This is a genomic window from Pantoea sp. AG702 (assembly GCF_003182295.1).
Lineage (GTDB): Bacteria > Pseudomonadota > Gammaproteobacteria > Enterobacterales > Enterobacteriaceae > Pantoea > Pantoea ananatis.
The window spans coordinates 47,826-60,452 of the sequence record NZ_QGTU01000002.1 but is presented as its reverse complement, the minus strand read 5'-3'; the positions used below and the strand labels follow the sequence as shown (position 1 = coordinate 60,452).

Annotated in this window: 11 protein-coding genes; 5 read left to right on the top strand and 6 right to left on the bottom strand. The window is 52.7% G+C overall.

Annotation, left to right across the window (positions count from 1 at the left end; genetic code table 11):
* Positions 1 to 432: 432 nt before the first annotated feature.
* Positions 433 to 828, top strand: coding sequence for a transposase (locus DFO57_RS06670; protein ID WP_014606933.1), 396 nt, complete (start codon positions 433 to 435; stop codon positions 826 to 828).
* A 1,478-nt stretch (positions 829 to 2,306) separates the two neighbouring features.
* Here DFO57_RS06670 and DFO57_RS06665 read toward each other — a convergent pair.
* Positions 2,307 to 3,149: an AraC family transcriptional regulator gene (locus tag DFO57_RS06665; protein ID WP_013024176.1), complete on the bottom strand. Its 843-nt coding sequence runs from the start codon at positions 3,147 to 3,149 to the stop codon at positions 2,307 to 2,309.
* A gap of 114 nt (positions 3,150 to 3,263) precedes the next feature.
* On the opposite strand from DFO57_RS06665, the gene DFO57_RS06660 reads away from it, so the two are divergent.
* Together DFO57_RS06660 and DFO57_RS06655 are read left to right on the top strand one after the other, a co-directional pair.
* Positions 3,264 to 3,782 carry an isochorismatase family protein gene (locus DFO57_RS06660; protein WP_015701260.1) on the top strand — a complete coding sequence of 173 codons (519 nt, stop codon included), beginning with the start codon at positions 3,264 to 3,266 and terminating at the stop codon, positions 3,780 to 3,782.
* Between the two features lie 96 nt (positions 3,783 to 3,878).
* Positions 3,879 to 4,451, top strand: coding sequence for a DUF1349 domain-containing protein (locus DFO57_RS06655; RefSeq protein ID WP_015701261.1), 573 nt, complete (start codon positions 3,879 to 3,881; stop codon positions 4,449 to 4,451).
* Between the two features lie 95 nt (positions 4,452 to 4,546).
* On the opposite strand, the gene ssb1 is transcribed toward DFO57_RS06655, so the two are convergent.
* On the bottom strand, positions 4,547 to 5,092 hold the full coding sequence (gene ssb1, locus DFO57_RS06650) for a single-stranded DNA-binding protein SSB1 (protein ID WP_013024173.1): 546 nt from the start codon (positions 5,090 to 5,092) through the stop codon (positions 4,547 to 4,549).
* A gap of 222 nt (positions 5,093 to 5,314) precedes the next feature.
* Between ssb1 and uvrA the strand changes: the two genes are divergently transcribed.
* Entirely contained in the window at positions 5,315 to 8,143 is a 2,829-nt protein-coding gene (uvrA, locus tag DFO57_RS06645; RefSeq protein WP_013024172.1) for an excinuclease ABC subunit UvrA, read from the top strand.
* A 222-nt stretch (positions 8,144 to 8,365) separates the two neighbouring features.
* Here uvrA and DFO57_RS06640 read toward each other — a convergent pair whose 3' ends face one another.
* The gene (locus tag DFO57_RS06640) at positions 8,366 to 8,611 is read right to left on the bottom strand and encodes a TIGR04076 family protein (protein WP_013024171.1); all 246 of its coding nucleotides are present in this window, start codon (positions 8,609 to 8,611) and stop codon (positions 8,366 to 8,368) included.
* A gap of 811 nt (positions 8,612 to 9,422) precedes the next feature.
* Between DFO57_RS06640 and DFO57_RS06635 the strand changes: the two genes are divergently transcribed.
* The gene (locus DFO57_RS06635) at positions 9,423 to 10,487 is read left to right on the top strand and encodes an NAD(P)-dependent alcohol dehydrogenase (RefSeq protein ID WP_014595065.1); all 1,065 of its coding nucleotides are present in this window, start codon (positions 9,423 to 9,425) and stop codon (positions 10,485 to 10,487) included.
* Positions 10,488 to 10,525: 38 nt separating this feature from the next.
* On the opposite strand, the gene DFO57_RS06630 is transcribed toward DFO57_RS06635, so the two are convergent.
* The 3 genes from DFO57_RS06630 to DFO57_RS06620 all read right to left on the bottom strand — a co-directional run bounded on the left by DFO57_RS06630 (position 10,526) and on the right by DFO57_RS06620 (position 12,587).
* Positions 10,526 to 10,849 (bottom strand): MmcQ/YjbR family DNA-binding protein, encoded by a 324-nt coding sequence (locus DFO57_RS06630; protein WP_014606938.1) that lies wholly within the window; start codon positions 10,847 to 10,849, stop codon positions 10,526 to 10,528.
* Between the two features lie 2 nt (positions 10,850 to 10,851).
* Positions 10,852 to 11,268, bottom strand: a complete 417-nt coding sequence (locus DFO57_RS06625) for a secondary thiamine-phosphate synthase enzyme YjbQ (RefSeq protein ID WP_014606939.1) — start codon at positions 11,266 to 11,268, stop codon at positions 10,852 to 10,854.
* 125 nt (positions 11,269 to 11,393) lie between these two features.
* Positions 11,394 to 12,587, bottom strand: coding sequence for an amino acid aminotransferase (locus tag DFO57_RS06620; protein WP_024471455.1), 1,194 nt, complete (start codon positions 12,585 to 12,587; stop codon positions 11,394 to 11,396).
* Positions 12,588 to 12,627 lie beyond the last annotated feature (40 nt).

Below are 12,627 nucleotides of genomic sequence, written 5' to 3'. Positions count from 1 at the left end.
TAAACATCGCGCCAGTCCGGCGCGAAAATGAGAATCCAGTCTTATTTTATCGGGAGAATTCAGGAGAATTCTGATTATATCTGGACCGAATACCCTCTACTGGAAACGATTTCAAATTGAAACCAATAATGTTTCCAAAAACCATCCTCCCTGAATAAAACAGGTCAGGCGGCTTTGAATATCAAATTTACAGTCATTTTTTATCTTTGGGATGCGATGAATTTATATCAAAAAACCCATACCAGGAAGGCGCGGCATCCCGATAAGAATAAAATAAGATTTATCCCATGATGATATTTATTCTAAATATCTTAATTTAACCCTCGCAATTTAACGTCCGTATTTAAATACGGCACTCAATGAAATCATACAGTACCAAAGGTTAATAAAGTAATTCTCATCCATTAATTGATAAGAAAGGTAAGAGCATTTATGAGAAAGTCACGATATAGCGAAGATCAAATCACAAATGCCATTAAAGCTTCTGAATCGGGCGTTAAGGTTAAAGAGATTTGTGAAGAGCTGGGCATCTCTGAGGCAACCTTCTACAGCTGGAAGAAGAAGTTCTCTGGGCTATCCTCGGAAGAAGGCAGAAAAATCAAAGAACTGGAAGAAAAAGTACAGTTTCTGACACGCGAACTGCAAGCGCTGAACGCGGATAAGGAAATGCTACAGAGCGTATTGAAGAATTTCTTCACCACCAACGAAAAACGTCAGGCGGTCAACTTCTTACAGAGCACTTTTGATGTAGGAACCCGGCGCAGCTGCCGTTTACTGGATATTAGCCGTAGCGTTTATCATTACCCTGCCGGTTCAGATAACCGCTAATAGTGAGACAACGGCTTTATAATGGCGACATCGCTGAGATTTGTTCTTACCAGAAGAGATGAAGAGCATTTAACAGGACATTTATGGTGGTGCGCTTCGCCCAGTCCGTAATTAATGAATGGATTTGCGGTTACGCTTCCTTTTTTGCGGTAAAATTGATTCACAACAGCAAAAGTCTCTCTATCTACGCCACTTTTATACGCCAAATCTCATTTCGGTGAGATTGGCGCCCCTCTTTTTTTCATTAGCCTCCCTAAAAGAATCGAATATCCACTGGCCTCTTTGTTCAGCAAGGGTAATGTTAAGTCGGTTTATAAAGTGCTTTTTTTAGCCACCTCTGGCCCTGGGAATTTTTTCCAATCTCGCCGCGATCGTTGTCAGCATAAAAAGATAAAAACAGGCCAGAATAATCTCAGATAAACAGTTTATTGATACTTATCACTTTCAGCAGCCAATAGCACATATCCTGTACTATTGATGCCCATCGTTAAACATTAAATAAAAGCGAAGCGGGATGAACGAGCGATTTAATTAGACACTGCTGAAGTAAAGGGTGGTTTTTTATAGGGATTTATCTTAACCAAACGGCAACGCTGCGTGCTGGTTACACATAAAATTTGGCGGCCAGCCTAAACATCAGGCTCACATTCTCCTCTTTTTAGGGCGAATGACGGTCGTGCCCCGGACAAAACTGTCTGTTTTTTGTTCAAAATGCACCCTGCAGCACGTGGTAACGCCCTACAGGGATCACATTTTTTTGCAGAGCGCGCGGCGCATATAACAGATAAAGGCCAGTTACAGGGTGAGAAAAGCGCGATTACCGCGTTATTTTGCCGTGCCTGAGTCAGGCATAATCCGAAAAAGCGTGAATATCACACTGGGTAATTATCAATTATCAGGGGCAAGGCTTATCGAATGTTGATGGCAGTACCGCGTGGCTGAGGTTTAAATCGCATCGTCCAGAACAGGCCAGAAGCCAGGCAAAAAAACAGCGACAAATGTGAATACAGGTTGCCCGTATTGAGTCCAGACCAATGTCCACAACGGCCCGGCGAGGATGGCAAAAACGGAGGGAGGCCTCATCAACAACAGCGATAAGCGCTGGCTGTGTTCCCTCACAGGAAAGGCGGCATGATTCACATCAGCGGAGCGAAGTGAGGCCCCAGTAGCAGGCCAGCTGACCACTGTTCAGCACACTCAAATCAGCGCCAGCAGTCGCCTCATAAACGCCTGCGTGGTTATGGGTTTATCTGTTTTTGATAGCGGCCCGGCGTGATGCCATAACGACGGGCCATTGCCAGGCCAGCTGCCCACTGTTCAGCACACTCAAATCAGCGCCAGCAGTCGCCTCATAAACGCCTGAGTGATTGTGGGTTTATCTGTTTTTGATAGCGGCCCGACGTGATGCCATAACGACGGGCCATTGCCAGGCCAGCTGACCACTGTTCAGCGCACATAAATCAGCGCCAGCAGTCGCCTCATAAACGCCTGAGTGATTGTGGGTTTATCTGTTTTTGATAGCGGCCCGGCGTGATGCCATAACGACGGGCAAACGCGCGCGTCAGATGAGCCTGATCCGTTAAGCCCACGGCGGCAGCCACGCTGGCAATGGCCTCACCCTGAGCCAGCTTCTGTTTGGCCTCATACAGTCGATAAGCCATTAACATTTGCTGAGGCGTAACGTGAAAACGATCGCGGAAGGCCCGTAAAAAGTGCCAGGGCGACAACGAGGCTAACGCGGCCAGCGTCTCCAGTCTGAGCGGTTCAGCCAGATTGGCGCGCAGGTAGTCGCGCACGTCATCGAAACGGTGTCGGGCTTCAGCTTTACGCGGTGAGGACATTCGCGCCAGCGGGCGCATATACAGCAGCAGTTCAGATAATAAACTGTCGCGTGCCAGTGCCGTATCGGCCTGCCACAGCGCCGAGAGGAGTTGCGATAAAGGTTGTGCCAGACGCACATCCGTTCTGAGCGCCTCATCAAACCACCAGCCGCGATCGCCACTGAGTTCGTCCATCAACTGCGGCTGAATATAAATCATCTGATAGCGCCAGCCGTCTTCGCAGGCCGATTCACCGGTATGCAGCTCATCGGGATTCATCATCACCAGCGAATGCGCGGGCGCGATGTACTGCGTACCGCGATAGCGAAAACGTTGTGCTCCCACCTCAATGGTGCCTATACCAAACGCTTCGTGCGTATGCGGCTCAAAGGCGTAATGAGAGATGTGCGCCTGATAAAGCTCCACACCTGGCAGGTCTGGCGATTGCTTAAACTGCGCGCGATCTTTTTCACCGGGAAATACGGCTGGAATGCCCTCCACCTCACCTCTCCTTATTCCTGCAACAAGGTCTTCTGCACCGCACCCAAACTGCAGATTGTTATCCTCTGTCGATTAGGTAACACTGCTTCACAGGCACACTCACCGGGAGCAATTATGCAGCGCGTAGTCATGGTCGTTGATATGCAAAATGGCGTGTTTGAATCGCCGCGTTTCGATCGCGCCGGGCGAGTGGCGCAGATCAACCGACTGATCAGACAGGCTGACATTACACTGTTTATTCAGCATCGCGAAGGGAACATGATTGAGGGCAGCCATGCTTTTGCACTGCTACCCGAAATTGAACAGCCCCAGAATGCGTATTACGTTACCAAAACCGCCTGCGACAGTTTCTGGCAGACAACCCTGGCTTCGCTGCTGAGCACCTTAGCTATCACTGACTTCGTAATTTGTGGCTGTGCCACCGACTACTGTGTTGATACCACGCTCAAAGTCGGAGCAGGCTTAGGGTATCGCATCACCGTGGCCGCCGACGCGCACACCACTGCCGACAGGACTTATGCCAACGCTGAGCAGTTAATTGGTCAGCATAATGAAGTCTGGGCAGCCCTTAGCATGCCCGGTAACGTGCCGCGCGTTGTCGATACCGCCACCCTGCTGGCCGAATGGCGCTGAGGCCTGTCCGCTCAACGTCGTTTGATCGGCACACGTCTTCTTAGCCGACTATCCTCAACGCTAAGGCTGTGATTAATGGTTTATTCTGGAGGCACCGTGCTCGACTCTTTTTCCTGGATCAATGAACCCACAAGGTGGCAGCATCAGAACGGTATCCTGCACGTGGTTACCGACGAAAAAACGGATTTCTGGCACCAAACCTGGTATGGATTTGAACGCTTTTCCGGGCATATCTTCGCCAGGGCGGTGCAGGAGGATTTTACTTTCCAGGTCAAGATTCGTGCCGACTTTACGACGCTGTACGATCAGGCCGGACTGATGCTGATGCGCGATGCACAGCACTGGTTGAAAGCGGGCATTGAATATAATGATGGTGCGCCCGCTATCGGCAGCGTCCTGACGCTTGGTCAGTCTGACTGGGCCACGGGCATCTTTCCCGGCGATGCGCGCGCATTCTGGTTGAGGCTGACGCGCAAAGGCGACAGCCTGAGACTGCAGTATTCAACCGACGGGCAATGCTGGCCGCTGCTGCGTTTGTGCCCCTTCCCGCCGGGCCGCGTTAACGTTGGCGTCATGTGCTGCACGCCAGAACGCGCTGGCCTGGCCGTTGCGTTTGAGGACATCTCACTGAGCCCGCCGCTGGATAAGGCGCTGCACGACCTGAGCTAAAAGCCAGGCTGTCACGGCGGCAAAATCAAGGCAGAAAAACAAAAAGCCCCGGTAAGGGGGCTTTTATAGGGTAGAAAAGCGACGCATCGTTGCAATCAGAACGGAATGTCGTCGTCGAAATCCATCGGTGGTTCATTGTTGTTGCTGGCAGGTGCGCTTGGCTGCTGCTGCGGGCGAGACTGCGCGCCACCGCTAAACTGGTTGTTGTTCGCCTGCTGCGGTTGCTGAGGCTGGCCCCAACCGTTGTTGTTGCCCTGGCCGCCGCCTGCTGCTGGCGCGTTACCGCCCTGCTGACGTCCACCCAGCATTTGCATGGTGCCGCCGACGTTAACCACGACTTCGGTGGTGTAACGTTCCTGGCCACCCTGATCCTGCCATTTACGGGTACGCAGCTGGCCTTCAATATAGACCTGAGAGCCTTTACGCAGGTATTCACCCGCCACTTCCGCCAGCTTGCCAAACAGCACAACACGGTGCCATTCGGTGATTTCTTTGTTTTCACCGGTCTGCTTATCGCGCCAGCTTTCCGACGTAGCCAGCGTAATGTTGGCGACAGCGCCACCATTTGGCATGTAACGTACTTCCGGATCCTGACCCAGATTCCCGACAAGAATCACTTTGTTAACGCCACGACTGGCCATGTTGCTGTCTCCCGATGAATTTTTACGTAAGTCTACGCGATCAATTCTAACACGTCCCGCGCCTGGTTTCCCACTTTAGAGCGGTGTTCCATTTTTATCATCCGTCTTAAAAAGGCAAAAAACTACTGGATATTTGTTCAGTCTATTTTTTGTGCCATAATGATGCGTTTCTTCTGGCCGTGTCGTAGGGCGCGGTGAGTGCTGCTAATCCGGGAAAGGTGAATGGATAAGATCGAAGTTCGTGGTGCCCGCACCCATAATTTGAAAAACATCAACCTGACGATTCCTCGCGACAAACTCATTGTGGTGACGGGCCTGTCAGGTTCCGGTAAGTCCTCTCTGGCGTTTGATACGCTGTATGCGGAAGGTCAGCGCCGCTATGTGGAGTCGCTCTCTGCCTATGCGCGCCAGTTTCTTTCTTTAATGGAGAAACCGGACGTCGATCATATCGAGGGGCTGTCACCGGCGATCTCCATTGAGCAAAAGTCCACCTCGCACAACCCGCGATCCACGGTGGGGACGATCACGGAGATTCACGACTATTTGCGTCTGCTGTTTGCCCGCGTGGGTGAACCGCGCTGTCCGGATCACGACGTGCCGCTGGCGGCACAGACGGTCAGCCAGATGGTCGATCAGGTGCTCGAGCAGCCTGAGGGCCGCCGCCTGATGCTGCTGGCGCCGGTCGTGAAAGATCGTAAAGGCGAACACACCAAAACGCTGGAGAATCTGGCGACGCAGGGCTATATCCGCGCCAGGATTGACGGCGAGGTGTGCGATCTTTCCGATCCGCCCAAGCTGGAACTGCAGAAAAAACACACCATCGAAGTCGTTATCGATCGCTTCAAAGTGCGTGAAGATCTGGCGACGCGCCTTGCCGAGTCGTTTGAAACCGCGCTTGAACTCTCTGGCGGTACGGCAATTGTTGCTGATATGGACGATGCTGATGCGGAAGAACTGCTGTTTTCGGCCAACTTTGCCTGTCCGATTTGTGGATACAGCATGAGTGAGCTGGAACCGCGCCTGTTCTCGTTCAATAACCCTGCCGGGGCCTGCCCAACCTGTGACGGTCTGGGCGTGCAGCAATATTTCGATCCCGATCGCGTGGTGCAAAATGCTGAGCTGTCGCTGGCCGGTGGCGCTATTCGCGGCTGGGATCGTCGTAATTTTTACTATTTCCAGATGCTGCGCTCACTGTCTGAACACCTTAATTTTGATATTGAAGCGCCATTCAGCAGCCTGCCAGATAACGTTCGCAACGTAATCCTGTATGGATCCGGCAAAGAGAACATTGAGTTTAAATATATTAACGATCGGGGTGATACCTCGATTCGCCGCCATCCGTTCGAAGGCGTGCTGAACAATATGGAGCGCCGTTATAAAGAGACGGAATCCTCCGCAGTACGCGAAGAGCTGGCGAAGTTTATTAGCAACCGGGCCTGCGCCAGCTGCGAAGGCACACGTCTGCGCCGCGAAGCGCGCCACGTGTATGTTGAAAACACGACGTTGCCCACTATTTCAGAGATGAGTATTGGGCACGCCATGTCATTTTTTGAAAACCTGAAACTGAGTGGCCAGCGGGCTAAAATCGCCGAGAAAGTGCTTAAAGAGATTGGCGATCGCCTGAGTTTTCTGGTCAACGTCGGCCTGAATTATCTGTCGATGTCGCGCTCTGCTGAAACGCTCTCCGGCGGTGAAGCTCAGCGTATTCGCCTGGCCAGTCAGATCGGTGCCGGCCTGGTCGGCGTTATGTACGTGCTGGATGAACCCTCCATTGGCCTGCATCAGCGTGATAACGAGCGCCTGCTTGGAACGCTGATTCACCTGCGCGATTTGGGTAACACCGTCATTGTGGTCGAGCATGACGAGGATGCGATTCGTGCCGCCGACCACGTTATTGATATCGGCCCTGGCGCCGGAGTGCACGGTGGTACGATTGTCGCGGAAGGAACCGTCGATCAGATTATGGCTGAAGAGGCCTCCCTGACCGGTCAGTTCCTCAGTGGGAAACGCGAAATCGCCTTGCCCGCTGAGCGGGTGAAAGGCGATCCGTCTAAGGTGTTGAAAATTACCGGCGCGCGGGGTAATAACCTTAAGGATGTCACCTTAACCCTGCCTGTCGGCCTGTTTACCTGTATTACCGGCGTATCCGGTTCAGGTAAATCGACGCTCATCAATGATACGCTGTTCCCGATTGCGCAGCGCGCCCTGAACGGCGCAACGATTGCCGAACCGGCACCGTACCGCGACGTAGCTGGACTGGAGCACTTCGATAAAGTTATCGATATCGACCAAAGCCCTATCGGCCGTACGCCGCGCTCCAACCCGGCCACTTATACCGGTATTTTCACGCCGGTACGTGAGCTGTTTGCCGGTGTCCCTGAGTCCCGCTCTCGCGGTTACAATCCCGGCCGTTTCAGCTTTAACGTCCGTGGCGGACGCTGTGAAGCCTGCCAGGGTGACGGCGTCATTAAAGTTGAGATGCACTTTCTGCCGGATATCTATGTGCCGTGCGATCAGTGCAAAGGCAAACGCTATAACCGTGAAACGCTGGAGATTAAATACAAAGGCAAAAGCATTCACGAAGTGCTGGAAATGACCATTGAAGAAGCCCGCGAGTTCTTTGATGCCGTTCCGGCGCTGGCGCGTAAGCTGCAAACGCTGATGGATGTAGGTTTATCCTATATCCGTCTGGGCCAGTCGGCGACGACACTCTCCGGTGGTGAAGCCCAGCGTGTGAAGCTGGCGCGTGAATTGTCGAAACGCGGTACCGGCCAGACGCTGTATATCCTGGATGAACCGACCACCGGGTTACACTTTGCCGATATTCAGCAGTTGCTGGAAGTTCTGCACCAGCTGCGCGATCAGGGCAACACGATTGTGGTGATTGAACACAATCTTGACGTGATTAAAACGGCGGACTGGATTGTCGATCTGGGCCCAGAGGGCGGCAGCGGCGGCGGCGAAATTCTGGTATCAGGTACGCCAGAAACCGTGGCGAACTGCGAGAAATCGCATACCGCGCGCTTCCTGAAGCCCTTGCTGGAAAAATAACAGAACGCCGCAACGGATAACGTTGCGGCGTTCTTTAAATGCACTCATACCTTCATTACGTCAGGCAAGCAAAGCGCGTTGGCGGGCGTTTCTGCCAGGCTCTGGCAAGCACATCAGGCAAAGCGTAAGAAGCAGCCCCCATCTGGCGAGCCCTGACACAAGACGAGACGCTGTATGACCATGCCCCTGATATCACAGGGATATGACAGTGGCTTTTAATTGCTAAAACGACCTGGCCTCTTCATCCAGCGTTTCGAGCAAAAATGTCACCGGCCGGTACCCGTCATTGCAACACACCACCGCTTTGCCCTGTCTGGACCAGTCATTCCAAAATAATGGCTCGCTGGTATGAGCCAGAGTAAACACGAACTTTTCCATACAACCCCAGGCGTCTTCACAGAGGGCATTGGGTTTGCGAAAGTCAGTAATAAATTTCTCGCCCTCTTGATGCTTAGGACATGTCTCCATTTTCGGATAGCCATCCGCTCAATTAGCGTTGGCTTCAACTCTACCGATAAAACCGTTATTTTTACTTTATGCATGCCCGCACCTTTAGCTCGTTCAGGTTCTCTGACGCGCCGGAAATCGCGACTGATTCCGCTGACTATCTACATGTCTGTCCGGCGCCACCATAAAACCATACTTTACGTAATGTTTTTTGACGCGATTTGACCTGCCGGCTCTTCTTCAATCGCCTGTCCGACAACATTCCAGCTTACGGCAACAGAACCTTTCCGGGGACGATAAGCAGCCTTAGTCGTCCAGATGAACGAACGCAATAACAGATACCAGTGAACTATCCTGCTCGTGTGTCCGGCCGTTGAGAACGCCGGGAATGGCAAGGGATGACCTCATCCTCTGTTTCCCACACGACCCTACTGAACGCCCCGGCAGCGACGTTCACATCGTTGGCCATTTTTCACGGACTGATGTTGTGATCTTCCGGCCAGGCAGGCGTAAATCAGGAGAAGGCCGATGGCACATCGCCATCGGCGGTAGCGCTGAGTAATGGTACAGCCGTTTTTCAGGCCACCTTTGAGCGGAGGCGTGACTGACAAGCAGCACGGCTCTGGCAGGCTTTTTTTGATCGCTGTTCTGTTTACCCTGAGAAATGCAGGATCAGGCAAGATTCAGACACGTATAGGCATATACGCTTTTCAATCCCCTGACTATCCTTAATCCGTTCCTCTTTGGTACGCCCCTGGCGTCACCTTCTTGCTGCGCGCTTTACGCTGCGGCGTTGATCAAAAAATCACGACACACCTTAACTGGAGACACCATGAACATTACCCATGCGTATGCTGCTCAGGATGCAAAATCCAAACTGGCACCGTTTGATTTCAAACCGCGTGAGCTTCGTGCTCATGACGTACAGCTTGAAGTGCTGTTCTGTGGCGTTTGTCACTCTGACTTGCATCAGGCACGCAATGAGTGGAAAAACACAATTTTCCCAGTGGTACCGGGACACGAGATTGTCGGTCGCGTTACCGCTGTTGGCCCTGAGACCCAAAAATACAAAGTGGGCGATTTGGTCGGCGTCGGCTGTCTGGTGGATTCCTGCCGTAGCTGTCCGAGCTGTCAGGAAGGGCTGGAGCAGTATTGTGAAAATGGCTTTGTCGGCACCTACAACGGTGAAGATCGCTTAACAGGGGCCATTACCTATGGCGGCTACTCCACCTCAATGGTGGTGGATGAAGACTTTGTACTGCGTATTCCTGCAAATCTTGAACTGGCAGGCGTGGCACCGCTGCTGTGTGCCGGCATTACGACCTATTCGCCGCTGCGCCACTGGAACGTAGGCCCCGGTAAAAAAGTTGGCATCGTCGGTCTGGGCGGCCTGGGTCATATGGGCGTGAAAATTGCGCATGCTATGGGCGCGCATGTCGTGCTGTTCACCACCTCTCCGTCTAAAATCGAAGACGGTAAACGCCTGGGCGCGGACGAAGTGGTGATCTCAAAAGATGCCGACCAGATGGCTCAGCATGCTAACAGCTTTGATTTTATCCTGAATACCGTCGCCGCCCAGCACGACCTCAACCCGTTTATCACCCTGCTGAAGCGCGACGGGAATATGACCCTGGTTGGCGCACCTGAGCACGACCACCCGGCACCACAGGTTTTCAATCTGATCTTTAAACGCCGCAGTATTGCCGGTTCACTGATTGGCGGCATTGCAGAAACCCAGGAAATGCTGGATTTCTGTGGCGAGCATGGCATTACCTCAGATATCGAGCTGATTGCGATGAATCAGATTAACGACGCCTACGAACGTATGCTGAAAAGCGACGTAAAATACCGCTTTGTTATTGATATCAATACGCTGCGTGATGAATCAGCGGCATAACCCTGCCGTTTGCCCTTTCCCGCCTCGGGAAAGGGCAGTTATCGTCCGGCATCAGCCTGCTGAAAAGAGGCGTCCACCAGATAATAGATTTGCGAATCTTTTAACGTGCCGTCCAGAAACAGCGTATTCCAGTGGGATTTATTCAGGTGTTCACTGGGGAACACATCGCTGTGCTCTTCCCGCATCAGCTCGGCCAGCGCAGGCGTCGACTTTAACGATACCGCTGGACGCCCTTTTACCTCGTGAACCATGGCAAACAGTACGCCGTTGCTTTTGATCTGCGTGGCCTTCCAGTCGCTGTGTACGCTCTGTTCGGCGCCAGGTTTGTTCATGCAATAGGTCAGTAACTCCGAATTATTCATTATCATTCCCCTTGTAAGGTGGCAACGATACGCCGGGCACCGCCGTGAATGCGATGCTCACCCAACCAAATCCCCTGCCAGGTGCCTAATACCAGCTGACCGCGCTGCACGGGCAATGTCAGCGATACGCCGAGACTGGACGATTTAATGTGCGCGGGCATATCGTCACGACCTTCATAGTCATGCTGATAAGGTGCGTCTTCCGGGACGTGGCGCATGAAATGCTGCTCCATATCACGTCGAACCGTAGGATCGCAGTTTTCATTCAACGTCAGTGAGGCTGAAGTATGTTGCAACAGCAAATGCACCAGTCCCGTTCTGATATCACGTAATCCCGTCAACTGCTGCACGATTTCGTCCGTGATCAGATGAAAACCACGAGATTTCGCGCTTAAGACCAACGTTTGTTGATGCCACATAATTTTTTCCCTGAATCTGTCAGACCATTTAAGTGTGCAGAATGTGGCGCAAAGGTAAACCCGAAGCCTGAAAATAAAAAAGCCGCCAGACAATGCTGGCGGCCAGAACCTGTGACGGCCGTAAATTACATGACCGCGGCGAACGCTTCTGCAACCTGGTGAACGTTTTTACTGTTGAGGCCAGCCACGCACATACGACCGCTGCCGACCAGATAAACACCAAACTCTTCGCGCAGACGATCCACCTGCTGCGCGCTCAGGCCGGTGTAGCTGAACATGCCGCGTTGCTTTAACAGGTAGTCGAAGCGCTTGCCCGGTAATGCCGTGCTCAGCACCTGTACCAGCGCCTGACGCATATCGATAATACGCAGACGCATCGCTTCCACTTCTGCCAGCCAGTTTGCCTTTAAAGCCGCGTCGTTCAGGACACGTGCCACAACCTGCGCACCAAAATTCGGCGGGCTGGAGTAGTTGCGACGCACGGTCGCTTTTAACTGACCCAGAACTCGGCTGGACTCTTCAGCGCTGTCGCACACGATGGACAACCCACCGACGCGTTCGCCGTAGAGCGAGAAAATTTTCGAGAAGGAGTTGCTGACCAGCGCAGGCAGGCCCGCGGCGGCAACCGCACGCATCGCGTAAGCATCCTCTTCCATTCCGGCACCGAAGCCCTGATAGGCGATATCGAGAAACGGGATCAGTTCCTGCGCTTTCAACACCGCGACGGTTTCGTCCCACTGAGCATTGGTCAGGTCGGCGCCGGTTGGGTTGTGGCAGCACGGATGCAACAGCACGATGCTCTGCTTTGGTAAGGTTTTCAGCGTGTTGAGGAAGGCATCGAAACGGACACCGTTAGTTTCAGGATCGTACCAGGGATAGGTCTTCACCTCAAAACCGGCACCGCTAAAAATAGCGACATGGTTTTCCCAGGTCGGATCGCTAACCCAGACGTTTGACTGCGGAAAATAGCGCTTGAGGAAATCCGCGCCCACTTTCAGCGCGCCCGAACCGCCTAATGTCTGGATGGATGCCACATGGCCCGCTTTTAGCACCGGATGATCGGCACCAAATAACAACGGGGCAATCGCGTTGCGGTAGGTACTCAATCCTTCCATTGGCAGATAAAGCGACGCCTGCTGCGGCTCGGCACGCAACTGTTCCTCAGCATCGGCCACGGCCTGTAGCTGAGGAATGATGCCTTGCTCGTTGTAATAAAGCCCAATACTCAGGTTCACTTTATGCTCGCGCGGGTCCTGTTTAAAGGCTTCCATCAGCGACAAAATAGGGTCGCCAGCATAGGCATCAACGTTTTGGAACACGGTGCAGATCTCCATGGTTGGTCTAGAAATAAAAGGGGCC